The following is a 26,033-nucleotide window of genomic DNA, read 5'->3' as shown; positions in this document are numbered from 1 at the left end:
GGCACCATTGAATCCCCATGCGTACGCCCCACTTGCTAGAGTAGGAGTAGGATTGAACCCTCGACCCAAGGAGGTTGAACATGAAACGGTTCGCACTTCTTACGACAGCACTGACCCTATCGGGCAGCTTGGCCGCACCGGCCATTGCCCAGAATGCCCTGGTGACGCAATCGGTCACCCCGGCGATTTCTCAGGTCACCACACAGGCCATTCAGGACCGAACCCGCGAAGCGCTGGAAGAGAATTCCGAGCGCATGTCCGACACCGGCGACGCCGATACCAAATCGGTCACCGCGACCGCGACGACGGAATAGGCGCTGATCCGCAACGGATTGTATCGCGGTATTTCCCGCCATGGACTTCTCGTGTAAGAACTCGGCATTTCCAGCCTGAGGGAGAAGTCCATGTCGCGCATCGTCTACGTTAACGGCGAATATCTTCCTGAAGAAGATGCGAAGATCTCGGTTTTCGACCGTGGTTTCCTGTTCGCGGACGGGGTCTACGAGGTGTCGTCCGTGATCGGCGGCAAGCTGGTCGACAATGCTGCCCACATCGCGCGGCTGGAACGCTCCCTGAAAGAGCTAAAGATGGCGTGGCCGTGCAGTCCCGAAGAACTTTTGGCGATTCAGCACGAAATCATCGCGCGGAACGACCTCGACGAAGGCATTGTCTACTGGCAGATCACGCGCGGCGCCGCCGACCGCGACTTCGCCTTCCCCAAGGACGCCAAGCCGAGCCTTGTGATGTTCACCCAGGCCCGAGCCGTCTGCGACGTGCCGGCCGCGCAAAAGGGGATTGCCGTCGTAACCGTGCCGGATATTCGCTGGGGCCGACGCGACATCAAGACGGTGCAGCTGCTGGCGCCGAGTCTCGCCAAGATGGCGGCCCTGGATGCCGGCGCGAACGACGCCTGGCTGATTGAGGACGGATACGTCACCGAAGGCAGTTCCAACAATGCCTTCATTGTCACGATGGACGGCACCATCGTGACCCGCAGCCTAGGCAACGAGATCCTGCACGGCATCACACGCCGCGCCGTCCTGGCGATCGCCGAGCGCGAGGGCCTCAAGGTCGAGGAGCGCGCCTTCACGCCGGAAGAAGCCTATGAGGCCGCCGAGGCCTTCATCACCTCCGCGTCCAGTTTTGTCATGCCGGTGGTCAAGATCGACGACCGCATCCTGGGCAACGGCGTTCCCGGACCGGTCGCGTCCAAGCTGCGCAGCCTCTATATCGAACTGGCCCGCGCCGCAGCGGCGTGAGCGCCCGAACGGGCGCCGGTCAGGCTGGAATTTGATACCCGGCCGCCTCCAACCGCTTCTTCAGTGCCTCGACAATTGGCGGAATACGGCGGCCCAGCATGTCCTGCGTGGCGACGGTCACTTCCTGAATGATCTGCGGCATCAGCTCGATCGACTTGCGTCCCGTCGGAGTCTCGTAGAAGGCGATCATCACCTTCAGATCCTCGGCGGTGTAGTGCCGCAGGAAGATTTTTCGCGACAGGGCGATGGATTCCTCCGACATGCCCATCATCGCATCGTAGAACAGCTTATAAACCGTGTTCGCATCGGCATCCGTCATGCGCGGATTGACGCGTCGCACCTCTGCTACGATTGACTCGGTGGTCGCGCCGGCGACCTGCGCCATGACCTGATCGAGAGACATCATCGCCATCAGCTTGTCGACCAGAACGACCTGTTCGGGGTGTGTCTGCGCTGCAGCGTCCCGAACGGTCGCTCCATGGACCTGAACAACAGCCAGAACCGCTAGGGTTCCTATCAGACAAACTCGCAAAATTCCCATCAGCCCTTCCCCAGATTGGTATGGCGCCATCGTAGACGCGATGCGGAACTCGTTTCAACTCTGGAGCGCTATTCGTTCCGTTCCGTCGCGCTATTGGATGGATTTGAAATCCGGGCTCTTGTAGCCGGCGGCACGCAGGCGCGCCGACAGGGCATCGACGATCGGCGGGACGGTGCGGCCGACGGCATCCGTCGCCCTCGACGCGATCGCGCCGGTCAGTTCCGGGGTCAGCCGGATCGACTTCTGGCCTGTCGGCGTCCGGTAGAAGGCAACCAGATCGCGCAGTTCCGCCTCGGAATAGTGGCGCAACAGCATGGCCCGGGAAATCTGTGTCAGGTCGGGCGCGCTGCGCCGTACGGCATCTTCGAACAATTGACGGACCGCCTGAGCCTCGGCGTCGGTCATGCTTGGGTTGGCGACCCGGACACTGCGAACGATTTCGGTCGCGGTACGGTCAATAATCCGTTCCGTCAGGCGGTCGTATTGCAGCAAAACCAACAGCTCATCGACCAGCATCCGGCTGTCGTCGGAGCCGGGTCCATCGGACCCGACCACATCCAGCACTGGCAATAGCATGGTCTGGGCGGACGCAGGTGCCGCCGTTGAAATCACAAAAATGGCCGAAATCAGCAGTGCCGACACGCGCCGCATGATTGTCCCCACCCCTCAGATCCGAAACTGCCGTCACAGGATGTAAGGGAGGCACCGTATTCTGTCGAGGGGCCTATTCAGGAATTCGGCGACTTGGCCGCGTTGTGGTCTTCCCATGCCTTGCGGTAGGCCTTCGATGCCTCGATCAGACGAGGATCCGGACCGGATACGGGGCGGCCGTTATGATCGTGACCGGTGGCACTGGCCAGCAGCGCACGCTCAGAATAGATCGCCGATATCGCGAGATAGGCGGAAGGATGTCCGGACTTTGCAAGCCTGTCGAGCGACACCAGGAGGCGATCCCGTTCGGGCCACCATTCGGGCAGACGCGCCTGTACGCCCTTCTTCCCGGCCAACGCCATGCGCTGGTCGCCCAACTGAACCATCTCCAGATGAACCTGGATAATCGCTTCCAGCGCCTGATCGCTGCCATCGGTCATGGCCTGACGCAACATGCGGTAGCCGCGCTCGCGAACGCCCGGCGACCCGTCGGGTTCCTTGTCGAATCCCATCGACGTCGTACCGAACCACAGGAAATAGCCGACCGAATAGCGCATTTCGATACGGTCATCGCGCTGATTGGCCCGTTCCACTTCCAGCAGGCATTGTCGCGCGCGGCGCTTCCAGTCCTCAGGCGACTCGCCCGCGCGCTCCGGTGTCGACCATGCATATTCCGGAACGCCGGAATAGCCCTGCCGAAATACGAAGGTCCAGAACTGTTCAAAGTCCCCGTCATATAGCCGGTTCAGGCGATCGCCGCATGTTGCCGGATCGAGCGGCGCCTCGAACACGGTGTCGGCCCGCGCAGGGGACCCGACAAGCATCAGGCCCGTCAGGAGGACAGACGCCCCAAGGGCGCGCATATGCCGAACACAGGAGTACATTCCGTGAATCTGGGTTGAATCGCATATTTTCGCAAGAGAATCAGATGGATATACACGCGTGCCCCTCGCCCTCAAGGGTGGCTTCTGCGCGCTAACGCCTTGCGGTACTTGGATAATCCCGCCTCACCAGATCTAAACGAATATTGGCGTCTATCTCGTATTCGATTCAGATTTTAAAAGTATTTACCAAAAATACTTTCCGAATAGTCCTATCTGTACAGGATCACGATTCGGATAATCGGGCCGTACGGCCGACTTACGAGCGCCCCTCACCCGGCAGTTCGGGCGCAGTGATCAACCGGTCCGGCAGATCCTGAACGCGGGTCACACCCAACTGCCCCATCATCGTGCGCAGTTCCGCGGTCAGCACGTCAAATACATGCGCGGCGCCCGGCAGCCCCATCGCCCCCATGGCGTAATAGAAGGCCCGGCCGATCAGCACAAAATCCGCCCCGAGCGCCATCATCCGGCAGATATCCAGCCCGGTGCGGACTCCGCCATCCGCGACCAGCGCAAAATCCGGTCCTACGGCCCGGCGAATGGCAGGCAGGACCTCCACTGCGCTCGGCGCCGCTTCCAGTTGCCGACCGCCGTGGTTCGACACCACGACGCCATCCAGACCGATATCCCGGCACAACACGGCCTCCACCGGATCGAGGATCCCCTTGGCCAGCAGAATGCCGTCCCAGTTCGCCCGGATACGCTCCAGATCGGCAGGGGAGACATGCCCCGGCAGCAGGCTGAATACGAAACGATCGCGTTCCTTCGCACTGGCACCCGCCGGCGCATAATGCAGAAGGGTCTCCAGTTTCGGCATGCCATGCCGCCAACTTGCATAGGTCCAGGCTGGATGCGTCAGAAGCTGCCAGAATGTCGCCGGGTCCGAGAGAGAGAACTCACTGCCGAAATTGTTCCGGATGTCATGGTCCCGGCGCAGAAAGTCCGGCACATCGACGGTCACCATCAGGACCTTGTACCCCGCCTCCTTCGCCCGGCGCAGTACATCCGTCTCGATTTCCGGGACATTGGGTCGATAGAGCTGGAACCACCCCATGGTGCCGGCGGCGGCCTTGAGCTTCTCCAGACTGGAAACGGCGACGGTGGAAACTCCAAAGGGCTGGTTTCGGCGCCGCGCCTCGCCCGCCAGCGCCTCGGCGGAGCCCGGCCAGACCGATCCGCCATTGCCGACCGGGGCGATGCCGAACGGCGCGCCGAAGCTCTGCCCGAACAGTGTCGTGGTCAGATCGATCTCACCGCCGTCCACCAGATAGCGGGGCATCAGGCGTACCGCGTCCAGGGTGTCCCGATTGCGCTTCAGGCCAAGCCCCAGCCCCATGCCCCCGGACACGTAATCGGCCATGAATCGCGGCATGCGGCGCAGGGCCGCGCGCTCCATGTCGTAGGTGGAGGGGTACTTTCGATTGAGTCTGGGATTCATGAACCGACCGGATGTCTGACAGGACTGGACCGCCGCAGTATACGCCTTGCCCGCGCCCTGTCAGCCGGTGTCACGCAGCCACGCCGCCATTCTCGACCAGCGCCTTCAGGCGCGCCTCGTCGAACTCGGCCTCCAGCCTGTCGGCCGCCGTTCGGGCCTCGGCCTCCAGATCGTCAGACACCTCGACCGGATCGCCCTTGCGCCATTCCGCCAGGTAGTCATCGGTAGAACGGGCCCCGCCGCGCATGGCGGCACGATCGATCGCCTTCTCGAATCGCTCGTCCAGAACGATCTTCACCTGCTCCCGGCGCCCCTTCTTCGCGATGACCTGGGCCGGGATGTCGCGCCAGTATACGACGGTAAGCTGTGCCATTCCAAAACGTCCCCTTTAAAGTCCGTTGTTCAATTGGCGGCGTCGGCCATGAACGCGGCCAGTTCGCCATAACCGGTTTGCCGTTTTTCGAAACGCAGGCCCAGTGACTCGGCCGCGGCCCGCGCCTTTCGGTCAAGCGCCGGATCGTCCGTCTGCGCCAGATACATCAGCCGCGTGTAGTTGCCGAACAGCATGTCGCGCATCTGCGGGTATTTTCGCAAGCCCATGCCGTCCAGGATCAGTGTCTCGAAATGACGGGCGAGATAGTCCGTCAGATAGAAGGTGCCGAGTTCCTCTTCCGCCATCGCATCGAAAGCATCGCTGCCGGCAAAGAAGGAATAGCAATGCGGCCCGCCGATCCGCACAGCGCCCTCGCCATCCACGACGCGATCCAGCAGACCGCCCGTGCCGCAATCAGCGTAGGCCACGAATATCCGCTCATACCGGTCCTTGTTGGCCCGAATCTTCTCGCGCAGACGGTCCGGAATCTTCTGTGGCTCGTTATGCAGCTTGGCCGGCAGGCAGGTGACGGCCATGTGCTGCCACTTGTTGATCCGGATCAGGTCGACGATTTCGCGCGCCAGCGCCCCGCAGGCGATCACCAGCACGGTGGCCTGGTCCGAAACGAATTCCGGCGCCTCGTCGGGCGCCGGATCTTCGTCGAGGCAAGTGTCCGTCATCGGCACGCCCTCGCTTCACCGGCCGGGGCCGGCAAGGTTACTGGTTGTTCTTGCGGGCCATCACTTCCTTGGCCGTTTCCACCGCGACGGCGGCATCGCGGCAATAGGCGTCGGCACCGATCTCACGGGCGAATTCCTCATTCAGCGGCGCCCCGCCGACCAGAACCGTGAAATCGTCGCGGATGCCCTGCTCCTTCATGGTGTCGATCACGACCTTCATGTAGGGCATGGTCGTGGTCAGAAGCGCGGACATGCCGAGGATATCCGGCTTGTGCTCCTCCAGCGCCTCCAGATACTTCTCGACCGGGTTGTTGATGCCCAGATCGATGACCTCGAATCCAGCGCCTTCCATCATCATCGACACGAGATTCTTGCCGATATCATGGATGTCGCCCTTGACCGTGCCGATGACCATCTTGCCCTGAGGCGGTGCCCCGGTTTCGGCCAGCAGCGGACGCAGGATATTCATCCCGGCCTTCATGGAATTGGCCGCCATCAGCACTTCCGGCACGAAGAGGATGCCGTCGCGGAAGTCGATCCCGACGATCCGCATGCCTTCAACGAGCGCTTCGGTCAGCACCTTGTAGGGCGCCCAGCCGCGCTCCAGCAGAATATTCGTCCCTTCAACGATCTCGTCAGCGAGACCGTCATACAGGTCGTCCCACATCTGCTCGACCAGTTCCTGGTCGTCCAGTGAGCGGAGGTCAAGATCCTCTTCGTCGGCCATATCCGTTCTATCCCTCTACGGCAATGGGGCGGATTTCCTCCCCGCCCCATGGTTCTTTAACGTGCCGGATACGCTAATTCCAGGCGGTTTTCAGGCTCGCATCCGCGCGACAAGATTTGTCCATAGCACGACAATGAAATGAGTTCCCGTGCGACACGGCCCGACCATACATCCGATGATACCATGAATCACGGAATGATACGTAGCTGGCGGTATGCTTCGGCAAGGCGCTGCGCCTCTGCCGTCGCTTCGTCCGACAGCGCCGTTGACACCGATTCCAGCCGCGCGGACAGGCCGGTATCACCGTTCTCGACGGCGAGCGTCAACCAGGCCCAGGCTTCGATATCGTCCTGAGGCGAATTGCCGACGCCGGAAAGATAGAGCAGCCCCAGCGCCCGCATGGCCGGCACCACCCCGCGAAAGGCCGCCTGCTCGTACCAGCGGATCGCGGAATCGATTTTCTTTTCGACGCCGATCCCGTCCTGCATCAGAATTGCCAGATTGTACTGCGCCTCTGCCACGCCCTGTTTCGCCGCAGCCTCATACAACGCCGCAGCCTTTGCATAGTCGCGTGGCCCGGCAACACCATCCGCATACATGCGCGCCCGCTTGAACTGGGCCGCGGCATGACCGCCCTCGGCCGCACGTTCATACCAGTTCGCAGCGGCGGTGAGGTCCGGTGACCCGGATATCAGCCCGTTCTCATGCAGATAGCCCAAGCGAAACTGGGCCTGGACATCTCCGCTTTCCGCCTTGGCCCTGTATCGATCGACGATGAAGTCCGGGGCGACCTGCAGTGTATCCGTCGACGCCTGCTGCGCCAAAGTGGTATCAGTCGACCCCAGCATCAGGGCGACGAAAGCCGCCCCGGCAAGAAGCCGTCCCATATGCCAACCGCTGGCCGTCGACATGCGAACGGCTATCCCCCAAAAACCCCATCTCATGGTAATGGAACTTAGGCGGATTCCCCGGACGCGTCGATACCTCTCGCGCAAAGATCGCATTGCGGGTTGTCAGCGATTGCGCAGTTCCCGACGCATGATTTTGCCGGTCGCGGTCATCGGCAGACTGTCGACGAATTCGACCTGACGCGGATATTCATGGGCCGCCAGGCGCGTCTTGACGAAGCTCTGAATGTCGGCGACCAGCGCCTCGTTCGCATCGACGCCGTCGCGGACAACGACGAAGGCCTTCACCGCCTCGGTGCGCAGCGGGTCAGGCACGCCGATCACCGCCGCCAGCGCTACCGCCGGATGCTTCATCAGACAATCCTCGATCTCACCGGGCCCGACCCGGTAGCCGGCCGTGGTGATGACATCGTCACTGCGCCCGACATAACGGAAATAGCCGTCCTCTTCCCGCAGGCCGGTATCGCCTGTCAGCAGCCAGTCGCCCGCGAATTTCTCTTCGGTGGCCTTCGGGTTGTTCCAGTATCTCAGGAACATCACCGGATCCGGGCGCCGGATGGCGATGTGACCGACCTCTCCGTCCGGCAGCGGATTGCCGTCATCGTCAACGATCCCGACGGTATGGCCCGGCACAGCGCGCCCCATCCGCCCGGGCCGCACCGGCATGCAGGCGCTGCAATTGCCGACGACCAGATTGCATTCGGTCTGGCCATAGAACTCGTTCAGGGTCAGACCGAAAGTCTCGCGCCCCCAATCCAGCAGTTCCTTGCCCAGCGTCTCCCCGCCCGAGCCGATGGACCGCATGGCGTAGTCGAACCGCCCCCTTGGATTCTCGACCTGCCGCATCAGTTTCAGCGCTGTCGGCGGCATGAAGGCGTTGCGCACCCGAAAGCGCCCCATCAGGTGAAAGGCTTCCTCCGGATCAAATTTGCGCGCCCGATAGGCCAGAACCGGCTTGCCGTGATGAAGACTGGGCAGAAGCACATCGATCAGACCGCCGATCCACGCCCAGTCCGCCGGTGTCCAAAAAAGGTCGCCCGGCTGCGGGAAGAAATCATGCGGGAATTCGACCCCCGGCAAATGGCCCAACAGCACACGATGGGCATGCAGCGCCCCTTTCGGCTGTCCCGTCGTGCCGGAGGTGAAAATGATCAGGGCAGGGTCGTCCGCCGCGGTATCGACGGCTGTGAACCGGTCCGACGCCTTTGCCAGGGCCGCATGGAAATCCATCGCCCCGTCATGGGGGCCGTCGATACAGAACACGACCTGCAGATCCGGCAGTCGGTCCCGAATGGCGGCAATTTTCGGCAGACTCGCCGCATCGGTCACCAGCGCCCGCGCCCCACAGGTGGACAGCCGGTACTCCAGCGCATCCTCGCCAAAAAGGGTGAACAGCGGCACCGCAATCATGCCTGACTTGTAGGCCGCGACATGGGCCACCGCCGTCTCCGGCGCCTGTGGCAGCAGGATACCGATCCGGTCTTCGCGCACCATACCCTGCGCGTTCAGAACATTGGCGAAGCGATTGCTGAGCCGGGTCAGGTCACCGAAGCTGTAGGTCCGGACACTGTCATCGGCGCCGCGATAGATGATGGCCGGGTCGTCCGGATTCTGCCGGTCCGCTACATCGACGCCGATATTGTATCGCGCCGGAACCTGCCATGCGAAGCGGTCCACGACGGTTTCGTAGCGGTCGGCGGCAATCAGCATGGCGCGGTTACCCGAACAGGTCAGTTGATGCGGTCGCGCGGCACGACCCAGCGCCCGTCGCGACGGCCGTCGAAGTATTCTTCCAACTGCGGATGGGCGACTTCCTCACCTTCCGGCATCGGCACCAGGTTCTGTTCCGAGACATAGGCGATATAAGGAGAGTTATCGGCCGGGTTCACCGCGAACAGATGATAGAAGGGCTGATCCTTGCGCGGCCGCACATCGGCCGGAATGGCTTCATACCATTCGTCAGTATTGGCGAATTCGGGATCGACGTCGAAGATGACGCCCTGGAAGCCGAACTTGCGATGCTGGACGGACTGACCGATCTGGAACTTCGCCAGCCCCTTGTCGGCGGAATCGCCGCTGTCGGTTTCCGATCCGGGCGGCGGGCCGGACATTTCGTCCTTCGCAGCAGTCCAATCGTCTTTTTCATGCATCGCTCAACATCCCTCGTGTGTCATAGTACTTTGACCGCCGGGAAAATGAAATCAAGCCGTTAGTTGGAGTTTAGTAACCAATGACCATTAATGCGATGGGCGTGATGCGCGCCCAATGCGCCAACCATATCCTTGCCAACGCCCGCTTAATGGCGGCCTGCTACCAACTGGACGAAGCCGACTACATGGCCAAGCGCCCATGCTTTTTCGGCTCCATTCACGCCACCCTGGACCACCTGGTCGTCATCGACCGTCGGTACCTGGACCGGATGCAGGGTAATCCGGTCCCACCGTCAGACGGCGACCCCGCCGAGTTTCCCACGAGGGGTTCTCTCGCGGCGGGACGGGTCCAAATTGACCAGCGACTAAAGGATTTCGTCGCCGGTCTGACACCAGCCGATCTGGACCGGGAAGTCCTGTTGCACGAGACCGAGCAATGGGGCCGCGAGGTGAACCCCATCTGGCTGGTGCTGCAGCATGTCTTCGCCCATGGCACCCACCATCGCGGCCAGGTGCACGATTTGCTGTCCCAGACCGAAATCGACCCGCCGCAACTGGACGAATTCTACCTGCGGATGGACCGCGAGGGGCGGAAAGCAGAAGTCGAAAGGTCCGGACTGACCGGCTGGATGATCGACGGCAAGGGGTAAGGCCCGCCGGTCAGGTGCGCCGCGCGAAACGGATATTGATCCAGTTCCCGACCAGGATGACGGCCCCGCCCAGAAACACGAAGGGATCCAGCGCCTCGCTGTAGAGCAACATGCCGACCACGGCGATGAGCGGCAGGCGCAGGAAATCCATCGGCGCCACCACCATGGCATCGGCCCAGCGAAAGGCCTGGGCAATGCAGAAATGTGCCGTCAGCCCGCCGACCCCGACCACAATCAGCCAGAGGGCGGATTCCGTCCCGGGCAACGTGAAATCGCTCAGCGACCCGATCAACCCCATCGGCGCCTGCAGAACCGCCATCCAGAACAGGATGCTGAGCGGCGACTCGGTCGCGCTGAGCTTCTTGGTCGTGATCATCGACAGCGAAAAGGCGAAGGATCCGATCAGCATCGCGATATGCCCCGCCCCGAACTCGACCACCCCGGGACGCAGCACGACCAACACCCCGACGAAACCGATCGCGATGGCAATCGCCCGGTAGCGGTTCATGGATTCCGCCAGAAACAGCGGCGCGATCAGCGCGACCCAGATCGGCGTGGTGAACTCAATGGCGAAAACCTCCGCCAGAGAGATCAGCGTGATGGACAGAAACCAGCAGAACTGACCGATGAAATGGGCGACGTTCCTGGCCAGATGCATCCGGAAATGCCCCGTCCTGAACCGGCCCAGGCCGCCCGGCAGCATCGCACCGATTGCCACGACGATGACGATGCCAATGATGCTGCGATAGAACATCAGCTGGAAGGTATCCATCTCCCTGGAGATTTCGCGCCCGGCCACTGCCATCAGCGCGAAGGACGTCAGCGCCCCCATCATCCAGACCGCCGCCCAGACCGGATTGGCTTTGCGTGCCGGCGCAATTTCCAGCCCGGCATTGCGACCGGCAACGACCGGCGGTTCGCGATCCGTCATGTCCCATTTCCCCCAAGGCATGCGGCTGCTTCAAGCCGCGGGCACCGACATTCGCTTCCCGCGCCCGGGCCCGCAAGGCAGACAATCGCAAAAAATTGCCCTCGTCGCCCAACTCCGCTACAACCGCGTCGCCGCTCCGGAAGGGGTGGCTTCCAGACGATTTCCGACGATCAGGGAGCAGGACCGCCATGGCCTCGTACCAATACGTTTTCGGCATGCACAAGCTGGGCAAGGCCTATCCGGGCGGCAAGGAAGTCCTGAAGGACATCAACCTGCAATTCCTGCCCGGCGCGAAGATCGGCGTACTGGGCTATAACGGCGCCGGTAAGTCGACCCTGCTGAAGATCATGGCCGGCATCGATCAGGACTACACCGGCGAAGCCTGGTCCGCCGACGGTGTGAAGATCGGTTATCTGGCCCAGGAGCCGCAGTTGGACGACAGCAAGACCGTCGCGGAAAACGCGATGGAAGGGCTGGGCGAATTGAAGGCCGTCGTCGACCGCTTCAATGAAGTGTCGATGAAGCTGGGCGAAGTCACCGACGATGACGAGATGATGGCGCTGATCGCCGAGCAGTCCGAACTGCAGGAGAAGATCGACGCCGAGGACGCCTGGGATCTGGACAGCCGGGTCGAGGTTGCGATGGACGCCCTGCGCTGCCCGCCTGGCGATTGGAATGTCGCCAACCTGTCCGGCGGGGAAAAGCGCCGCGTCGCCCTGTGCCGCCTGCTGCTCAGCCGCCCGGACATGCTGCTGCTCGACGAACCGACCAACCACCTGGACGCCGAAAGCGTCGCCTGGCTGCAACGTTTCCTGGCCGATTATCCGGGCACCGTCGTGATGGTCACCCACGACCGTTACTTCCTGGACAATGTCACCGGCTGGATTCTGGAACTCGACCGAGGCCGCGGTATTCCTTACGAAGGCAACTATACCTCCTGGCTGGAGCAGAAGCAGAAACGCCTGCAGCAGGAAGGCCGCGAGCAGGAAGCGCGCATGCGCAACATCGCCGCCGAACGCGAGTGGGTCAGCGCCTCCGCCCGTGCCCGCCAGACCAAATCCAAGGCGCGTATCCAGGCCTATGACGAGTTGGTCCGAGAAGCCGAGGCCGCCGAACAGGCGAACCAGACGGCCCAGATCGTCATCCCGCCAGGCCCGCGCCTGGGCGGCGTGGTGATCGAGGCCGACGAGGTCCGCAAGGCCTATGACGGCAAGCTCCTGATGGACGGCCTGTCCTTCAAACTGCCGCCGGGCGGCATCGTCGGCATCATCGGCCCGAACGGCGCCGGTAAGACGACCCTGTTCCGCATGATTACCGGCAAGGAGCAGCCCGATAGTGGCTCGATTCGCCTGGGTGAGACTGTGAAGCTGGGCTATGTCGACCAATCGCGCGACGCGTTGGACCCGAACAAGACTGTTTGGGAGGAAGTATCCGACGGCCAGGACATCATCGAACTGGGCAAGCGCAAGGTGCAGAGCCGCGCCTATGTCGGCAGCTTCAACTTCAAGGGCGGCGACCAGCAGAAGAAGGTCGGACAACTCTCCGGCGGGGAGCGCAACCGCGTTCACCTGGCAAAGATGCTGAAATCCGGTGCCAACGTCCTGCTGCTCGACGAACCGACCAACGATCTGGACGTCGATACCTTGCGCGCCCTGGAAGACGCCCTGGCGACCTTCCCCGGCTGCGCCGTGGTCATCAGCCACGATCGCTGGTTCCTGGACCGTCTCGCAACCCACATCCTGGCCTATGAAGGCGACAGCCAGGTAGTCTGGTTCGAGGGCAACTACGAAGACTACGAGGCCGACCGCAAACGCCGTCTGGGCGTCGAGGCGGACCAGCCGCACCGGATCAAGTACCGCCGTCTGGAGCGATAACGGATTTTGGCGTTGGCTGCGCGGGCCTTCCCGGCAGCCGACGCTGACGCCGCCGTTTCGAGCGACCGCCAGCCGGGCCGGTCGACAACCCGCGGGCCGACAGTCTGTCGCCAAACCCCACCCAAGTCGGGCCGGAGACCACAGGTCGGCTTTAGTCGCCGCGCGAGGTCGAAAAGCTCCTTTTCGGGGCACGGAAACGCGTGCCCGGCAAACATTATTACATTTCAGTTCAATTTTTGTTAAGAAATGCGATGTTTCACTACTCAATAACAAACCCTTGGGGGAGTGAAACAGTATGCTCAAACTTAGGCTCAAGCTGCGCACGCGGCTTGTACTGATTGTTCTGGGGCTGATTTCTCTGGCAGCGGCCACGGTTGGCGGCAGCGCGATCTACATCCTGGAAGAGGAGATCGCCGATCAGGTCATCGAACGCCAGAATGCCAGTCTGCGGACCGCGGCGGTTCTGTTGCGCAAGACGGTCCCGGAGACGAAGTTCACCATCACCAAGGCCGGGCGCGTCACCAAGCTCACCCTGCCGGAGATCCCGGATTTTCCGGATCACAGCATGATCGACGAGATCGGCTCGGTCACCGGCGAGACCGCGACCGTCTTCGAATGGGAAGACGATAACCGCGATTTCTGGCGCCGTACGACGAACATCATCAAGGATGACGGCAGCCGCGCGGTCGGAACGCAACTGGGCCAGAGCGGGCGCGTCTATCCCTTCATGATGCGCGGCGAGACCTATCTGGGCGAAGCGACGATCCTGGGCAAGGACTACTACACGATCTATGAACCGATCCGGAATCCGTCCGGCGATACGATCGGCATTCTCTATGCCGGTGTGCTGAAATCGAATGTGCGCGCCGCGGCATCGAACATTGTGACCGGCATCCTGATTGCGACGATAGCCAGCTTGCTGGTCTGCGGCGGGATTGCATTCATCCTGGTTCGGACCTCGATCCGCCCGATGCTGCAATTGACGGATCAGATGATCGAAGTCTCGAAAGGCAACACGAAGAAGGCGGTCCCCTATACCGAGCGCGGCGACGAGCTGGGCGACATGGCACGGGCACTCGAGGTCTTTCGCGAGAACGCGGAGGAGAATGCCGGGCTGGTGGCACAGCAGGCCGAGCGACAGGCCAAGGCGGAAGAAGAGAAGCGCGACTTCATCAAGGGGATTGCCACGCAGTTCCGGGACAAGGTCGGCGGCATCATCCAGTCCCTGTCGGAGGTCAGCAGTCAGAGCGACACGGCCATTCGCAACATCGTCGGCAGCGCCGGCGAACTGCGCGGCATGTCGGAACAGGCGGATGCTTCCTCCAACGAGGCAGCGAATTCCGTCAACGAGGCGTCTTCGGTGACGTCAGAGCTGTCGACCTCGATCCAGGAAATTGGTCGCCGCTCCTCCGATTCCGCCCGCGACGCGCAAAGCGCCGCCCAGCAGACGGAAAGCGTCAACGAGAAGGTTGCCGGACTGCAGCAGGCTGCGGATCGCGTCGGCGAAGTTGTCAAACTGATCAACGACATTGCCGAACAGACCAATCTTCTGGCCCTCAACGCCACGATCGAGGCGGCACGCGCCGGAGAAGCCGGCAAAGGCTTCGCGGTCGTTGCGAACGAGGTGAAGGGGCTTGCGACCCAGACCGGCAAGGCGACCGGCGAGATCGCCGAGCAGATCGCGTCGATCCAGAGCGCGATCCAGGATGCCGGCGGCGCCATCGGATCCGTTGTCGACAGCATTCGTCGGATCAGTTCCGGCGCGTCTGAAATCGCGGACATGGTCGATGCGCAGGTTTCCGCAACCGAAGGCATCAGCAGCAATATCGAACAGGCCCAAAGCCGCACCATGGAAGTCTCAAACATCATGGGGGCGGTCCGGGCCAAGGTCGATGACAACGAATCCGGCGCCAAGGCCGTTGAGGAATCGTCCCACCGCCTCAACGACACAGTCCGGACCTTGAAACAGGAGGTTGACGGGTTCCTGAAACAGCTCGCGGGGTAACCGCAGAGAGTTCGGGGCAGGGGTTTGGGCGGTCGGGCAGTCCCGGCCGCCCTTACCTATTGGGGCTCTTCGACCGGTTGACCACCCACACACCGGTTATCGCCAGCACGCCACCGATCAGGCTGAATACGTCGGGATAGATCCCGTTGACGGGAATGGCCAGAACCATGGACAGCGGGATCATCAGGTTCAGGAAATTGGAGGCGCGCGCGGCACCGAACAGATGCAGCGACCGGGTCCAGCAGATGTAACCGAATATGCTGGGCCCGATGGCCAGATACAGAATCGCCGCCCCCGCATTCGGCATCGACCATGCCTGAGCCACCCCTTCCGGTAGCCATGGCAACAGACAGACCGCCCCGCCGATAATGGTCGCCGAGGCGGCACGGGCGGCGCCATGCCGGACTGCCAGCGGACGCTGAACCACAAAATAGGTTCCCGAACAGATCGCGGCGGCCAGAACGAGGCTCGACCCGCTTCCGAAGCGCAGGTCGCCCGGCTGACCGAGGCCGACACAGACCGCGCCCGCTAGGGCGATGGCGGCCCCACCCCATGCCGCGGCACCGAACCTTTCCTTCAGGAACAGAACGGACAGCCCCGCCGCGATAACCGGCTGGATCGCGATCAGGATACAGGCCGCCCCCGGCGATACATCCCGCATCCCGGCATTCAGAAAGGCATTGTAGACCGCGATCCCCAAGGCGCCGCAGATCAGAAACCGGGGCAGGTCCGTCAGCAGGAATCCCAACCCACCGTGCCGGGACAGCCACAGGGTGAGCAGAATTGCCGCCACAGAGAAACGCAGCGCGGCTACCGGCAACGGATCGGCGAACTGCACCGCATATCCGATTGCCGGAAAGGCACTGCCCCAGAGCAGAACTGTTGCAAACAACGGCCAGTACGCCGTCAGGCCGGCCTTCGGAATGAAATCTGTCTGTGTCATTCCGATTGAATAGGCCCTGCCGTCCTGTTGTCATATCGCACGGATTCCTAATATCCTGTGTGTATGATGCACAGCTTTACTGGCTTGCCACCGATTTCGGCACTTAACGCATTTCTGGAAGCGGCGCGGCTCGGTTCGTTCTCGGCCGCGGCGGCGGCGCTGAACGTGACCCATTCCACGGTCAGCCGTCAGGTCGCATTGGTCGAAGACTGGCTGGGCCATCCGGTGTTCGAGCGGAAGGGCCGTGGCGTGGCGCTGACTCCGGCCGGCCAGCGGTTTTCCGGCGAAATTCGGGCGGCGCTGGAACGCATCGCCCGCACCGCCGACCAATGGAACCCACGTCGCGGACGGCCCAGTGTCAGGATCAGCACAACGCCGTCTTTCGCACGGCTGTGGTTGCTGCCCCGGCTGCGACAGATCGAGGGGAACCCGCCGGATCTGCAGCTTGATCTTCGTCTCGATCACCGCGTTCGGAAACTGGAGCCAGGCGACATCGATATCGCAATCCGCTACACCGCGAACCCCGGTGGCGGGCCCCGTTTCGAACCGTTCATCGACGAGACATTCCGACCGGCCGCATCAGTCGCGCTGGCCGCCGAACTGGGTCCGAATCCGGATCCGGCAGACCTGCTGAACCATCCCCTGATCCATGATTCCGACACGGCGCAATGGCGCGCCTGGTTCGCCCGACACGGGCTGGAATACGCCGCCCGTCAGCAGGACCGCCGGTTCGAAGACTACGATATGGTGGTCGATGCCGGATCCCAGGGACTCGGCATTGTGATGCTGCGTTCCATTCTGTCCGATGCGGACGCCGAAGCCGCCGGAATTCAGCCATTGACCGAACAACGGCTCGACAACCCGAAACGCCATTTTGTCGTGTTCGACCAGACCGAGGAGCGCCCTGCTGTGCTGCGCGCGGTTGAGCGGCTGCTGCGGATCGGCGGGCGTTAGCCGCGCCGCGAACCCTGTCCGGGTTTGTGCAGGGGAAGACCGTTCTTCAACTGTTTCAGCCGATCCTCGTTGCTGTGGAAGGCGAAGACCAGAAACAGACAGCAGATCGCACCGTCTTCATCGGCCATCGGCATGATCAGCCGGCGATAGGCCATGACCCGGACATTATTTTCGTACAAGTCGATATCGCCGACCGTCGGCTTGCGCCGCTCGACGGCGCGAATGTAGGAGGGAAGCTGCCGCTCGAGATGCTCCGGATCGTAGAGGTCATCGAACCATTGTCCGGTATGCTCCGTCCGGAACCGCTCCACGATCTCCGTCCCGACCAGACGATGGCGGAGCCGGTAGCCACCGTCCGGCTGGTGGACGACGTCGACCAGATTGACCAGCGGCAGGACCGGAAGGATGTCCAACGGGTCGAGATCGGCATATTTCGGCACGTCCTCGCCATGCGTAATCGATTGCCAGTACCGGAATGCCGTGACGAGTTCCGCGCGCTCAAGCAACCGCTCGAACTCATCAATGTCGAACATTTCAATTTCGCCATCCGGCATCGTCGTGTCGATTCTCCGCCCGTTTCAGGGACTATGACACGATACTTTCGGCCGCGCACTCACTCCGCTGCGATGATTTCCGTAACCGCGGCACCGAATGTGTCGCTGTTCGTCATTCGGTCGTTCAGATTATGCTCACCGTCCGCCACGGTATAGAGCGCCGCGTCCAATCCGCGTGCCGTGACATCCTCCACGTAATCTTCCGACAACACCGGGAAAGTGTTCCTGTCGCGGCTGCCGACCAGCAGGCGCACGACCGTTCCGGGTTGGATTTCATCAATATAGTCGTCGGGGCTCTCCGCCCTTGGCCAGGGATTGCGCCCCCGCAAGCGCCGCCAGTTGGCTATGTCACAGGGACAGGCGATCAGCAGTGCCCGCTGAAGCAGACCCGGATGTCGGCCCAGAATTACACCCGCCGTCGCGGCGCCGCCGCTGTGACCGATCATCACCACTTCCGAAACACCGTAATGCGCCTTCAGGGCGGCGGTCGCCTCCGCGACGGCATCGAACTCGTCTGCTGTATAGAGGTTGGAGCGGTTTTCCTGTCGGCTGGGCGTGCCCGTCGATCGGCGACCGTCACCGGAATAGCCGACCCGCATCATGGCAACGCCGATCTGACCCAGTTCGGCGGCGCGTTCAGCCAGCGGAAAGATGTAGTCCGCCGGCCCGCCGCGGCTCAGATCGCCATGCAGGACCACGACCAGACGCCTGGCCGCACCGGGATCGGCAGGCAGATAGGTCTTGATCGCCATGCATTCCTCATTGGCCGGCGCATAGCCCACCATGTCCGCCGGCTGGCAGTCCGAGTCGCCGGCCCGCGCGGATACCGAGGCCGCCGTCAGAATCACGGCAGCGATAATCAGGAGTCTGTTCATGGCTGTAATCTCCGGTTGCGTTCCCTTACGCCGGATCTATGGCAGGAACAGGCCCCCAACCCTACGCGGGGGAGCTACTTGCGTGAATTGAAATCTTCGGATGTGCCATGCCAGGGAAGCGGGGCCAGACGGTCTGTAAGCCGGGTTCTGTCCCTGCCCTTTCGGGCAATGGACGGCCATTCATCTGGGACGGCCGTTGCCGGCCGCCTCGCGCAACCTACCCGGACGGGACGCGGAAACGCGCCTGCCGCTCCCTCTTGCGAGAAAAGGGGCGGCTACCGTCCCTATTCGGTTTTGCTCCCGGTGGGGTTTACCATGCCCTGCCCGTCGCCGGGCAGGCGGTGCGCTCTTACCGCACCCTTTCACCCTTACCGGACCTGCGCCCGGCGGTTTGCTTTCTGTGGCACTTTCCCTGGGGTCGCCCCCGCCGGCCGTTAGCCGGCACCGTGTTTCCGTGGAGCCCGGACTTTCCTCACCCGGGCGGGTTTCCCCACTGCCCGGGCGCGGCCGTCCAACCGTCTGGCCCTGGCCGCAGGGAATACGCCCTCTTCGTCGCGCTTTCAACGTTTCCGTCACATCGCTAAATTCACGCCATGAACAAGGATGCTTCCCCTCCCGAGCCACCGGCCGCACTGAATGTCGGAATGGTGCCGCTCGCCCGGTTTACCCTGAACGCGTTCGGGTCCTTTATCGACGCCCTGAGGTTGGCCGCGGACGAACGCGATCGGTCCCGCCCGATCCGCTGCCGGTGGGAAGTGATGAGCCCCGCCGCCCGCGCCATTCCGGCCAGTTGCGGCGTATCGATCACCGCGACGGCCGATCTGCTGGACCCGGCAAGGTTCGATTACATCGTCGCGGTCGGCGGTCTTCTGGGTCATGACGAGGCGCAGGACGCCCCCATCGTCGACTACCTGCGCACCGCGGCGTCGAAGGGCGTCGCCGTGGTCGGCATCTGCACCGGCGTCTTCTCAATGGCCAAGGCAGGCCTCCTGGACGGGCGCAAGGCCTGCGTCAGCTGGCTGCATTATCAGGACATGATCGACCGCTTCGACCAGGTCGAGCCCGACACCAGCCGCCTGTTCGTCGCCGACGGAAAGCGGATCACCTGCGCCGGCGGCGTTGGCGCGGCCCGGCTGGCGGCCTGGATGATCGAACGGCATCTGGGCCATGACGTGGCGCAGAAGGCGCTGAGCATCATGATGGTCGAAAGCAGCCGGACGGCCGCCCCGGCCCAACCGCAGCCGCCGATAGCGCAATCCGTCCGCGACCCGCGGGTCGCCCGGGCCATCCTGCTGCTGGAGGAAAAACTGTCCGATCCGCCGCGCATCGGACAATTGGCCGACCGGGTCGGCATCTCCCGGCGGCAGTTGGAGCGCAGCTTCCGCGAGGAGCTGGGCATGAGTTTCGGGGATTTCTCCCGCCGAATGCGCCTGGATCACGGGCTCTGGCTGACAGTGACAACCGACCGGTCGGTTCTGGATATCACCCTGGAATGCGGTTTCAACGGCCAGTCCCATTTCGCGACCCTGTTCCGGAAGGCCTTCGGCATGACCCCAACCGAGGTCCGCCGCCTGTCCGCCGTCGAGGCGGATTCACTGCTGCAGACCCGCCTGCAGTTCAAGCCGCGCAGCGTCATGGAACGCCGTGCAGCGATGCAGGCTATCCCAACTCTGGATTAGGTTCTCGCTCCGGAATGGCTACCCCAAAGACAGAAAATCCAGACCGGACTATCGCGCGCATACTGAAGGTCAATCATGCCGGGGAACACGGGGCCATTCGCATCTATACTGGGCAGATTCGGATCGCGACCCTTACCGCACCCGACCTTTGCGACTTCTTGAGCGAAACTCGCGGTCATGAAATCAGGCACGCTGATGCATTCAGGCGTGCTATGCCCGCACGGAAAGCACACCCCTGTCGGGCGATGTGGTTATGGGGCATAGGTGGTTACGCTTTGGGGATGGTTACCGCACTGCTGGGTCGTCGGGCCATCTGGATCTGCACGGCCGCTGTAGAAGCAAGAGTGCATCGCCATCTAGCGCATCAGCTTCGTTTCCTGGCGCATCGGGACTGCGAACTTCACGACATAATTGCCGGCATCCGAGACGAGGAAGAACAACACCTGGCGGCCGCGCGACAGGCCCTTGGGCGACCTCGAGCGCTAGACCGGCTGCTCGATGCTGTGATTGCGCTATCCACCGAAGCTGTGATCTGGCTGTCCACTAATGGCGATTCCCGGAGAATGGCGCGCGAGATAGCCCCTAACGACACCGCAAGCTGAGCGGCATCTACTTCCCATGACTCGACCGTTGTATTGCAGTGCGGTAAAACCCATTTCAACGAGACAAAACCGGACAGAGAGGAGCCCCCGTCATGACTGCAGCGATTGTTGGCTGGTCCCATTCCCCCTTCGGCAAGCTGGAAGGCGAAGATGTTGAATCCCTGGTCGGCCGCGTCGCCGAAGATGCGCTGAAGGATGCCGGGGTTGCCCCGGAAGACGTCGATGCCATCTATCTCGGCTGGTATAATGGTGGCTTCTCCAAACAGGATTTCGGCTCCTCTCTGGTGATGAACACCGTGGACGGTCTGCGCTTCAAGCCGTCGACCCGGATGGAAAACGCCTGCGCGACCGGGTCCGCCGCCGTGCATCAGGGTGTGAACTATCTGGAAGCCAAGCAGGGCAAGGTCGTTCTGGTCGTCGGCGTGGAAAAGATGACTGCGACACCGGGCCCGGAAATCGGCGGTATCCTGCTGCAGGCTTCCTATCTGAAGGAGGAAGGCGAAACCGAAGGTGGTTTCGCCGGGGTCTTCGGCCAGATCTGCAACGGCTATTTCCAGAAGTATGGCGATCAGAGTGACGGTCTGGCGACCATCGCCGCGAAAAACCACAAGAACGGCTGCGCCAATCCCTATGCGCAGTTGCGCAAGGATCTGGGCTTCGAGTTCTGTCGCACCATTTCGGACAAGAATCCGCTGGTCGCCGGACCGCTGAAGCGCACCGACTGCTCGCTGGTCTCCGACGGCGCGGCGGCGCTGGTGCTGGCGGATATGGATACGGCACTGGGCATGAAGAAGGCCGTTGCGTTCCGCGCCCGAGCGCAGGTCAACGACTATCTGCCGATGTCGAAGCGTGACATGACCTTCCTGGATGGCTGCGCCCGTGCCTGGGATCAGGCCTTCGACAAGTCGGGCCTGTCGCTGGACGACCTCAGCTTCGTCGAAACCCATGACTGCTTCACCATCGCCGAGATGATGCAGTACGAGGCCATGGGCATCGCCAAGCCCGGTGAAGGCGCGAAGGCGGCGATGGACGGCGTGACGGCGAAGGACGGCAAGCTGCCGGTCAATCCGTCGGGCGGGCTGAAGGCGAAGGGCCACCCGATCGGCGCGACCGGCGTGTCCATGCATGTCATGACCGCCATGCAGACCCGCGGAGAGGCGGGCGACATGCAGGTCAAGGACGCCAAGCTGGGTGGCATCTTCAACATGGGCGGCGCGGCGGTCGCCAACTACGTTTCCATCCTGGAAGCGGTGAAGTAGGGCCGCCCAAGACGGCATCTCTATCGAGACGAAGACCCCGGACCGAAAGTCCGGGGTCTTCGCGGTTTTGACCCTTCCCGCGGGTCCGACACGCGATTCCTCTTCCGCACGCGCTTTGGTTGCGCTACTATGCTCGTCAGGATTGTGGGAGAGGTTGTCTTGGCACGGAAACAGGCAGGGCCCCGCTCGGAGTCGGGCGTATCACGGGATGATACATCACCGGATGATACGCCGCCGGACAGCACCGGGTTGGATCTCGCGGCTGATGTGGCACGGGACTGTTTGAATACCGCCCAGTCGATGCAGCAGGCGATGCTGGCGGCGGTTGCGGAACAGCAGCGCGGCCATCAGGAACAGCTCGCCGAGACCGCACGCCTGTGCCTTGAGATACTCAACGGTCCCGGTCCAGAGCCGGAACGCTGATCATGGCCGACGACATGGGCAATGACGACACCGGCAAAGACGATTCAGGCAGGGACGGCGCCGACACGCCGGAGACCGTGCACGAAGACGCTGTCCGGGAGGCCGAGATCGGGCTGCCGAATGCCGAGCCCCCAGATGCCGAGCCTCCCGAAGCCGCCGGCGCCGGGACAACGGACGCGCCATCCGAACCTTACGACGCCCCCTTACCCGAACCTCCCACGGAAGGAGACTTTGCGATGGCCGACAATACCCCGGTCAACAGCCAGATCACCGACGCGGTGACCCAGGTGAATGTCAAAGTGCTGGGCGACGCGCCGGCCATGGCGATGGGCGCGCTCTACCAATCCGCCGCCCATGCCGCCGGCATCCTGTTTGAAAACGCCGTCGCCCAACAGCAATCCAGCCAAACGGTGCATCAGGCGATCGTCGCCGCGATTGCCGACCGGTTGATAGACGGGCGCGGCTAAACGCCGGCCCACGCCCCGAATCTAATCCGAAGGAGTTCTGAGAAATGGCGATACCAACCCCCGTGAACGGCCAGATCACCGATGCGGTGACCCAGGCGAATGTGAAAGTCCTGGGCGACGCCCCGGCCATGGCAATGGGCGCGGTGTTTCAATCGATGGCCCATGCCAGCGGTGTTCTCTATGAGAACGCGACCGCGCAACAGCAATCGGCGCAGACGATTCAGCAGGCCGTTCTTGGCGCGATCGTGTCGCGCCTGTCCGGCGGTTACGCCAAGTAGTCCCCACGACGGCGACAGACGATCAGGAGGACCCGCATGGCCTTTCCGACCCAGGTGAACGGTCAGATCACCGACGCCGTGGCCCAGGTTTCCGTCGGAAACACGGGTGCTGCGCCGGCTCTGGCTTCCTCCCTGCTTCACCAAGTCTGGGCGCAGGCGATGGGGTTGCAGATGCAGAACGCGACCGCGCGCCAACAGCATGATTCCATGATCGCGGATGCACTTCTGGGATCGGCAGTCCAGCGCCTGAAGCGGGGCGGTGCCGAGGATGACAGGCCATGAGCCCGCGCGCCGAAAGCGCCATGAACGATCAGGTCGCCGAAACCGCGGAGAACCTGTTGCGACTCGCCGCGGGCGGGGCCGACACACTTTCCGCCCAGGCGCTGAGGCAGGCAGCCGCCCAGACCGGCGCGATGATGTTGCAGGACGCCGCCGACCATCTGCGGCGCACCCAGATCCTGGCGGAAGCCGCCACGGCCCGCGCCCTAGCCGATCTCACCGATGGAAAGGGTGAGGCGCAGGCGGTCATCGATGCCGCCCAAAGCGCCGTCTCTCACGCGATCCAGGCCCAGGCTGAAACCAGCGATGCTGTTGCCAAATTGATGGCCAATCTGCCCGGCGGCGCGGAAACAGGATAAACTGGTCGCATACCCCGGTTGCGGAACGATGGACTGCTGCCCTATACGGGCAGCAGTCCTTTTTGTTCAAACATAAGAGACGCACCCGGATACGGTCATGACGATTCAGACGCCCTTGAACGAGACGCCCACCGTCTCGCCCTCCTATGTCTCCCCAGCCCCCGCCGCCCTGCCCCGCGTCCCGGTGACCAAAGGGGCACAGGACGCGATCGCGCTGACCGGGAACGATTTGACGCTGCACGAATTGGCACGGATCGCCGTCGGTCATCACAAGGCGCTTCTGGCGGACGATGCCTGGCAGTGTATCGCCGACGCCCGCGAAGTGGTCGAGGGCATCGTGCAGTCCGGACGCCCGGCCTATGGCATCACTACCGGCGTCGGGTCCCAGAAAGATTCCGGCGTTCAGAAGACCGAGCTGGCATCGTTCAACCGCCGCCTGCTGGCCGCCCATGCGACCCGTGTGCCCGGGCCGACCCTGGATCCTTCGGTCGTGCGGGCGGCCATGACGATTCAATCCAACCTGTTCGCGACGGGGACCAGCGGCGTCCGGCCGGAGTTGGTGAAACGCATCCTGGAACGCCTCAACGACAACCGCATTCCACCGGTCGACGCATCCGGCTCCGTCGGTGCATCCGACCTCGTGCCGCTGGCGCAGCTCGGCCTTGGCTTGCTGGACAGTGCACCGGATTCGATCTTCGAGCCGGGTGCGAAAGAGGCGTTGTCACTGATGAACAGCAACGCGATCTCGCTCGGCATGGGTGGGTTGGGGCTGGTCGCGGCGGAGCGTCTGTTGAAGACCATGGATCTGGCCGCTGCCGTCGCTCTTGAAGGGTTGCGCGGGAACCCGGGCGCCATCGCCGCTCAGGTCGCCGCCGTGCACCGTCGGCGCGGGCAGAAACGGTCGGCCGGGCATATGCGGGCCCTGCTGGACGGATCGGCACTGTGGCGGGACGGTGAACCGCGCTTCCTGCAGGATCCCCTGTCCTTCCGCTGCGTTTCGCAGATCCACGGCGTCGGCTGGGAGGTACTGACCCGCGCCCAGGAGGTCTGGGAGACCGAGTTGAATGCGCCGACGGACAATCCATTGATCGACAGCACGACCGGTAAGGTGATCAGCCACGGCAATATGGATTCGACCGCCCTGACGGCTGCCGTGGACCCGCTGCGACAGATTCTGGCGAAGATGTGCGAATTGTCTGGGGAACGCCTGCACAAGCAGCATTGGCCCGCATTTTCCGGCCTGCCCACGGGGCTGGCCCGGGAATCCGGCGCCGTGGGGGGCGTCCAGTTTCTCAATCTGTCCCATATCGCGGCGTCGCTGATCGCATCGACGAAGATCTGGGCCACACCGGTTCTGTTGAATTCCGTCGGGCAACTGGCGGACGGCGTGGAGGACACGGCGGGCCTTGCCATGCACGCCGTGGCCGACATGGCCCGCGTGATAGAGGCCGCCTACAAGATCGCGACCATCGAATTGACGGTTGGGGTCTGGGCGATCCACCGGCGCGGCATCGCATTGGAGGATCTGGGCGCGGGCATACGGCCGGTTGTGGAGACTCTGCTGCCGCTGCTGCCGATCGACCGTGAAGGGGACGACATGTTTTCCCTGACGCCGCTGATCGATCTGATCGTCAACGGCGATCTGGTGGAAACCGCATTTGCGTCGATTGACTAACCGGCCACGTCAGACCGGCTTGACCCCGCCCATGGCGACGACTTCGGCTGCCGGCTTTTCCGCCACGGCGGCCACATTGTCTTCGACCGGTGCGATGGCGGCCGGCGCTTTCGGTGGGGCATCGGCCTTGTCGGTCTTGTGGGAGGATTTGACCACCGGCTTGGCCCCGGACTTCCCGTCAATCCGGCTGTAGCGGCCTTCGATCTTCGCACCGGCGGCAACTTCGATCACGTCGTGGCGCACGTCGCCGATCATGGTGGCGGTCACGTTCAGCTTGACGATCTTGGCCTCGATGTCGCCTTCGACACGGCCGTCGATCACAGCTTCCTGCGCCTGAATCTTGCCGACCAGTTCGCCGGACCGTCCGATGGTGACGGATCGGCAGCGCAGATTGCCTTCCAGTTTGCCGTCGAGAAGGAGGTCGATATCGCCCTCGATATCACCGGTCACCGACATGCCCGCTGCGATATGGGATCTGGCCACGGGGCCTTCGACCACGGCTTGCGGCGCTCCGGGCCGCTCCTTCGAACCGAACATATGGTGATGCCTCCCGTTCATCAAACCAGATATAGATAGCACTAACTATCTATAATCCATGCTAAATTAGCGGGTGGC

Annotated in this window: 29 protein-coding genes, 1 other RNA gene and 1 pseudogene; 15 read left to right on the top strand and 16 right to left on the bottom strand. The window is 62.8% G+C overall.

All coding sequences use genetic code 11. The annotated features are described in order from the left end of the window. Positions 1-80: 80 nt before the first annotated feature. Both R8L07_13695 and R8L07_13690 read left to right on the top strand, forming a co-directional pair. Positions 81-314, top strand: a complete 234-nt coding sequence (locus R8L07_13695) for a hypothetical protein (protein MDW3206582.1) — start codon at positions 81-83, stop codon at positions 312-314. Between the two features lie 90 nt (positions 315-404). Next, positions 405-1,259 (top strand): D-amino-acid transaminase, encoded by an 855-nt coding sequence (locus R8L07_13690; protein MDW3206581.1) that lies wholly within the window; start codon positions 405-407, stop codon positions 1,257-1,259. A gap of 19 nt (positions 1,260-1,278) precedes the next feature. On the opposite strand, the gene R8L07_13685 is transcribed toward R8L07_13690, so the two are convergent. The 10 genes from R8L07_13685 to hspQ form a co-directional block, all read right to left on the bottom strand. Beyond that, positions 1,279-1,800 carry a DUF2059 domain-containing protein gene (locus tag R8L07_13685; GenBank protein MDW3206580.1) on the bottom strand — a complete coding sequence of 174 codons (522 nt, stop codon included), beginning with the start codon at positions 1,798-1,800 and terminating at the stop codon, positions 1,279-1,281. A 90-nt stretch (positions 1,801-1,890) separates the two neighbouring features. Then, positions 1,891-2,451, bottom strand: a complete 561-nt coding sequence (locus R8L07_13680) for a DUF2059 domain-containing protein (protein MDW3206579.1) — start codon at positions 2,449-2,451, stop codon at positions 1,891-1,893. A gap of 77 nt (positions 2,452-2,528) precedes the next feature. Then, the gene (locus tag R8L07_13675; protein MDW3206578.1) at positions 2,529-3,275 is read right to left on the bottom strand and encodes a hypothetical protein; all 747 of its coding nucleotides are present in this window, start codon (positions 3,273-3,275) and stop codon (positions 2,529-2,531) included. A gap of 316 nt (positions 3,276-3,591) precedes the next feature. Next, on the bottom strand, positions 3,592-4,773 hold the full coding sequence (locus R8L07_13670; protein MDW3206577.1) for an alpha-hydroxy acid oxidase: 1,182 nt from the start codon (positions 4,771-4,773) through the stop codon (positions 3,592-3,594). A 70-nt stretch (positions 4,774-4,843) separates the two neighbouring features. Further along, positions 4,844-5,146: a virulence factor gene (locus R8L07_13665; GenBank protein MDW3206576.1), complete on the bottom strand. Its 303-nt coding sequence runs from the start codon at positions 5,144-5,146 to the stop codon at positions 4,844-4,846. Positions 5,147-5,175: 29 nt separating this feature from the next. Next, a complete protein-coding gene (locus R8L07_13660) occupies positions 5,176-5,826 on the bottom strand; it encodes a DUF1638 domain-containing protein (protein ID MDW3206575.1) in 651 nt (216 codons plus the stop codon). 37 nt (positions 5,827-5,863) lie between these two features. After that, entirely contained in the window at positions 5,864-6,553 is a 690-nt protein-coding gene (locus R8L07_13655; GenBank protein MDW3206574.1) for a B12-binding domain-containing protein, read from the bottom strand. Positions 6,554-6,741: 188 nt separating this feature from the next. After that, a complete protein-coding gene (locus tag R8L07_13650) occupies positions 6,742-7,464 on the bottom strand; it encodes a tetratricopeptide repeat protein (GenBank protein ID MDW3206573.1) in 723 nt (240 codons plus the stop codon). 102 nt (positions 7,465-7,566) lie between these two features. Beyond that, positions 7,567-9,171: an acyl-CoA synthetase gene (locus R8L07_13645; protein ID MDW3206572.1), complete on the bottom strand. Its 1,605-nt coding sequence runs from the start codon at positions 9,169-9,171 to the stop codon at positions 7,567-7,569. A 20-nt stretch (positions 9,172-9,191) separates the two neighbouring features. Then, positions 9,192-9,572: a heat shock protein HspQ gene (gene hspQ / locus R8L07_13640; GenBank protein ID MDW3206571.1), complete on the bottom strand. Its 381-nt coding sequence runs from the start codon at positions 9,570-9,572 to the stop codon at positions 9,192-9,194. A 119-nt stretch (positions 9,573-9,691) separates the two neighbouring features. On the opposite strand from hspQ, the gene R8L07_13635 reads away from it, so the two are divergent. Next, complete coding sequence (locus tag R8L07_13635; GenBank protein MDW3206570.1) at positions 9,692-10,261, top strand: DinB family protein; 570 nt, start codon at positions 9,692-9,694, stop codon at positions 10,259-10,261. A gap of 10 nt (positions 10,262-10,271) precedes the next feature. On the opposite strand, the gene R8L07_13630 is transcribed toward R8L07_13635, so the two are convergent. After that, the gene (locus tag R8L07_13630) at positions 10,272-11,192 is read right to left on the bottom strand and encodes a DMT family transporter (GenBank protein MDW3206569.1); all 921 of its coding nucleotides are present in this window, start codon (positions 11,190-11,192) and stop codon (positions 10,272-10,274) included. Between the two features lie 188 nt (positions 11,193-11,380). Here R8L07_13630 and ettA point away from each other — a divergent pair, with 188 nt between their 5' ends. After that, on the top strand, positions 11,381-13,066 hold the full coding sequence (gene ettA, locus R8L07_13625) for an energy-dependent translational throttle protein EttA (protein ID MDW3206568.1): 1,686 nt from the start codon (positions 11,381-11,383) through the stop codon (positions 13,064-13,066). Between the two features lie 295 nt (positions 13,067-13,361). Next, on the top strand, positions 13,362-15,071 hold the full coding sequence (locus tag R8L07_13620; protein MDW3206567.1) for a methyl-accepting chemotaxis protein: 1,710 nt from the start codon (positions 13,362-13,364) through the stop codon (positions 15,069-15,071). A gap of 52 nt (positions 15,072-15,123) precedes the next feature. On the opposite strand, the gene R8L07_13615 is transcribed toward R8L07_13620, so the two are convergent. Beyond that, complete coding sequence (locus R8L07_13615; GenBank protein MDW3206566.1) at positions 15,124-16,014, bottom strand: DMT family transporter; 891 nt, start codon at positions 16,012-16,014, stop codon at positions 15,124-15,126. A 63-nt stretch (positions 16,015-16,077) separates the two neighbouring features. Here R8L07_13615 and R8L07_13610 point away from each other — a divergent pair, with 63 nt between their 5' ends. Then, positions 16,078-16,968 carry a LysR substrate-binding domain-containing protein gene (locus tag R8L07_13610; GenBank protein MDW3206565.1) on the top strand — a complete coding sequence of 297 codons (891 nt, stop codon included), beginning with the start codon at positions 16,078-16,080 and terminating at the stop codon, positions 16,966-16,968. Here R8L07_13610 and R8L07_13605 read toward each other — a convergent pair. The 3 genes from R8L07_13605 to rnpB all read right to left on the bottom strand — a co-directional run bounded on the left by R8L07_13605 (position 16,965) and on the right by rnpB (position 18,920). Beyond that, positions 16,965-17,522, bottom strand: coding sequence for a PAS domain-containing protein (locus R8L07_13605; protein ID MDW3206564.1), 558 nt, complete (start codon positions 17,520-17,522; stop codon positions 16,965-16,967). The genes R8L07_13610 and R8L07_13605 overlap by 4 nt on opposite strands. Positions 17,523-17,581: 59 nt before the next feature. After that, entirely contained in the window at positions 17,582-18,397 is an 816-nt protein-coding gene (locus R8L07_13600; GenBank protein ID MDW3206563.1) for a hypothetical protein, read from the bottom strand. A gap of 120 nt (positions 18,398-18,517) precedes the next feature. Further along, an RNA gene (rnpB, locus tag R8L07_13595) (RNase P RNA component class A) lies at positions 18,518-18,920 on the bottom strand. A gap of 70 nt (positions 18,921-18,990) precedes the next feature. On the opposite strand from rnpB, the gene R8L07_13590 reads away from it, so the two are divergent. The 9 genes and pseudogenes from R8L07_13590 to R8L07_13550 all read left to right on the top strand — a co-directional run bounded on the left by R8L07_13590 (position 18,991) and on the right by R8L07_13550 (position 25,418). Continuing rightward, a complete protein-coding gene (locus tag R8L07_13590) occupies positions 18,991-20,076 on the top strand; it encodes a GlxA family transcriptional regulator (GenBank protein ID MDW3206562.1) in 1,086 nt (361 codons plus the stop codon). A gap of 14 nt (positions 20,077-20,090) precedes the next feature. Next, positions 20,091-20,678 (top strand): demethoxyubiquinone hydroxylase family protein, encoded by a 588-nt coding sequence (locus R8L07_13585; protein MDW3206561.1) that lies wholly within the window; start codon positions 20,091-20,093, stop codon positions 20,676-20,678. A 92-nt stretch (positions 20,679-20,770) separates the two neighbouring features. Next, entirely contained in the window at positions 20,771-21,937 is a 1,167-nt protein-coding gene (locus R8L07_13580; GenBank protein ID MDW3206560.1) for an acetyl-CoA acetyltransferase, read from the top strand. A 159-nt stretch (positions 21,938-22,096) separates the two neighbouring features. Continuing rightward, positions 22,097-22,360 carry a hypothetical protein gene (locus R8L07_13575; GenBank protein MDW3206559.1) on the top strand — a complete coding sequence of 88 codons (264 nt, stop codon included), beginning with the start codon at positions 22,097-22,099 and terminating at the stop codon, positions 22,358-22,360. A gap of 236 nt (positions 22,361-22,596) precedes the next feature. Then, positions 22,597-22,782 (top strand): annotated as a pseudogene (locus tag R8L07_13570) (RebB family R body protein). An 89-nt stretch (positions 22,783-22,871) separates the two neighbouring features. Beyond that, complete coding sequence (locus R8L07_13565) at positions 22,872-23,105, top strand: RebB family R body protein (protein ID MDW3206558.1); 234 nt, start codon at positions 22,872-22,874, stop codon at positions 23,103-23,105. 36 nt (positions 23,106-23,141) lie between these two features. Next, positions 23,142-23,387 (top strand): RebB family R body protein, encoded by a 246-nt coding sequence (locus tag R8L07_13560; GenBank protein MDW3206557.1) that lies wholly within the window; start codon positions 23,142-23,144, stop codon positions 23,385-23,387. Continuing rightward, on the top strand, positions 23,384-23,743 hold the full coding sequence (locus R8L07_13555; protein ID MDW3206556.1) for a hypothetical protein: 360 nt from the start codon (positions 23,384-23,386) through the stop codon (positions 23,741-23,743). Before R8L07_13560 ends, R8L07_13555 begins: the two co-directional genes overlap by 4 nt. Before the next feature lie 97 nt (positions 23,744-23,840). Beyond that, the gene (locus R8L07_13550; GenBank protein MDW3206555.1) at positions 23,841-25,418 is read left to right on the top strand and encodes an aromatic amino acid ammonia-lyase; all 1,578 of its coding nucleotides are present in this window, start codon (positions 23,841-23,843) and stop codon (positions 25,416-25,418) included. Between the two features lie 9 nt (positions 25,419-25,427). On the opposite strand, the gene R8L07_13545 is transcribed toward R8L07_13550, so the two are convergent. After that, the gene (locus R8L07_13545) at positions 25,428-25,955 is read right to left on the bottom strand and encodes a polymer-forming cytoskeletal protein (protein ID MDW3206554.1); all 528 of its coding nucleotides are present in this window, start codon (positions 25,953-25,955) and stop codon (positions 25,428-25,430) included. Positions 25,956-26,033: the final 78 nt, after the last annotated feature.

Source organism: Alphaproteobacteria bacterium (assembly GCA_033344895.1).
In the GTDB taxonomy this organism is placed as follows: Bacteria; Pseudomonadota; Alphaproteobacteria; order UBA8366; family Aestuariispiraceae; genus Pacificispira.
Note: the sequence above shows the minus strand (reverse complement) of the source record. Positions and strands in the feature narration are given on the sequence as shown.

Bases quoted from the DNA above. Each gene is read 5' to 3' on its own strand.
- R8L07_13695 (MDW3206582.1), top strand. From the start codon at position 81: ATGAAACGGTTCGCACTTCTTACGACAGCACTGACCCTATCGGGCAGC.
- R8L07_13690 (MDW3206581.1), top strand. From the start codon at position 405: ATGTCGCGCATCGTCTACGTTAACGGCGAATATCTTCCTGAAGAAGAT.
- R8L07_13685 (MDW3206580.1), bottom strand. From the start codon at position 1,800: ATGGGAATTTTGCGAGTTTGTCTGATAGGAACCCTAGCGGTTCTGGCT.
- R8L07_13680 (MDW3206579.1), bottom strand. From the start codon at position 2,451: ATGCGGCGCGTGTCGGCACTGCTGATTTCGGCCATTTTTGTGATTTCA.
- R8L07_13675 (MDW3206578.1), bottom strand. From the start codon at position 3,275: ATGCTTGTCGGGTCCCCTGCGCGGGCCGACACCGTGTTCGAGGCGCCG.
- R8L07_13670 (MDW3206577.1), bottom strand. From the start codon at position 4,773: ATGAATCCCAGACTCAATCGAAAGTACCCCTCCACCTACGACATGGAG.
- R8L07_13665 (MDW3206576.1), bottom strand. From the start codon at position 5,146: ATGGCACAGCTTACCGTCGTATACTGGCGCGACATCCCGGCCCAGGTC.
- R8L07_13660 (MDW3206575.1), bottom strand. From the start codon at position 5,826: ATGACGGACACTTGCCTCGACGAAGATCCGGCGCCCGACGAGGCGCCG.
- R8L07_13655 (MDW3206574.1), bottom strand. From the start codon at position 6,553: ATGGCCGACGAAGAGGATCTTGACCTCCGCTCACTGGACGACCAGGAA.
- R8L07_13650 (MDW3206573.1), bottom strand. From the start codon at position 7,464: ATGTCGACGGCCAGCGGTTGGCATATGGGACGGCTTCTTGCCGGGGCG.
- R8L07_13645 (MDW3206572.1), bottom strand. From the start codon at position 9,171: ATGCTGATTGCCGCCGACCGCTACGAAACCGTCGTGGACCGCTTCGCA.
- hspQ (MDW3206571.1), bottom strand. From the start codon at position 9,572: ATGTCCGGCCCGCCGCCCGGATCGGAAACCGACAGCGGCGATTCCGCC.
- R8L07_13635 (MDW3206570.1), top strand. From the start codon at position 9,692: ATGACCATTAATGCGATGGGCGTGATGCGCGCCCAATGCGCCAACCAT.
- R8L07_13630 (MDW3206569.1), bottom strand. From the start codon at position 11,192: ATGACGGATCGCGAACCGCCGGTCGTTGCCGGTCGCAATGCCGGGCTG.
- ettA (MDW3206568.1), top strand. From the start codon at position 11,381: ATGGCCTCGTACCAATACGTTTTCGGCATGCACAAGCTGGGCAAGGCC.
- R8L07_13620 (MDW3206567.1), top strand. From the start codon at position 13,362: ATGCTCAAACTTAGGCTCAAGCTGCGCACGCGGCTTGTACTGATTGTT.
- R8L07_13615 (MDW3206566.1), bottom strand. From the start codon at position 16,014: ATGACACAGACAGATTTCATTCCGAAGGCCGGCCTGACGGCGTACTGG.
- R8L07_13610 (MDW3206565.1), top strand. From the start codon at position 16,078: ATGATGCACAGCTTTACTGGCTTGCCACCGATTTCGGCACTTAACGCA.
- R8L07_13605 (MDW3206564.1), bottom strand. From the start codon at position 17,522: ATGCCGGATGGCGAAATTGAAATGTTCGACATTGATGAGTTCGAGCGG.
- R8L07_13600 (MDW3206563.1), bottom strand. From the start codon at position 18,397: ATGAACAGACTCCTGATTATCGCTGCCGTGATTCTGACGGCGGCCTCG.
- R8L07_13590 (MDW3206562.1), top strand. From the start codon at position 18,991: ATGAACAAGGATGCTTCCCCTCCCGAGCCACCGGCCGCACTGAATGTC.
- R8L07_13585 (MDW3206561.1), top strand. From the start codon at position 20,091: ATGGCTACCCCAAAGACAGAAAATCCAGACCGGACTATCGCGCGCATA.
- R8L07_13580 (MDW3206560.1), top strand. From the start codon at position 20,771: ATGACTGCAGCGATTGTTGGCTGGTCCCATTCCCCCTTCGGCAAGCTG.
- R8L07_13565 (MDW3206558.1), top strand. From the start codon at position 22,872: ATGGCGATACCAACCCCCGTGAACGGCCAGATCACCGATGCGGTGACC.
- R8L07_13560 (MDW3206557.1), top strand. From the start codon at position 23,142: ATGGCCTTTCCGACCCAGGTGAACGGTCAGATCACCGACGCCGTGGCC.
- R8L07_13555 (MDW3206556.1), top strand. From the start codon at position 23,384: ATGAGCCCGCGCGCCGAAAGCGCCATGAACGATCAGGTCGCCGAAACC.
- R8L07_13550 (MDW3206555.1), top strand. From the start codon at position 23,841: ATGACGATTCAGACGCCCTTGAACGAGACGCCCACCGTCTCGCCCTCC.
- R8L07_13545 (MDW3206554.1), bottom strand. From the start codon at position 25,955: ATGTTCGGTTCGAAGGAGCGGCCCGGAGCGCCGCAAGCCGTGGTCGAA.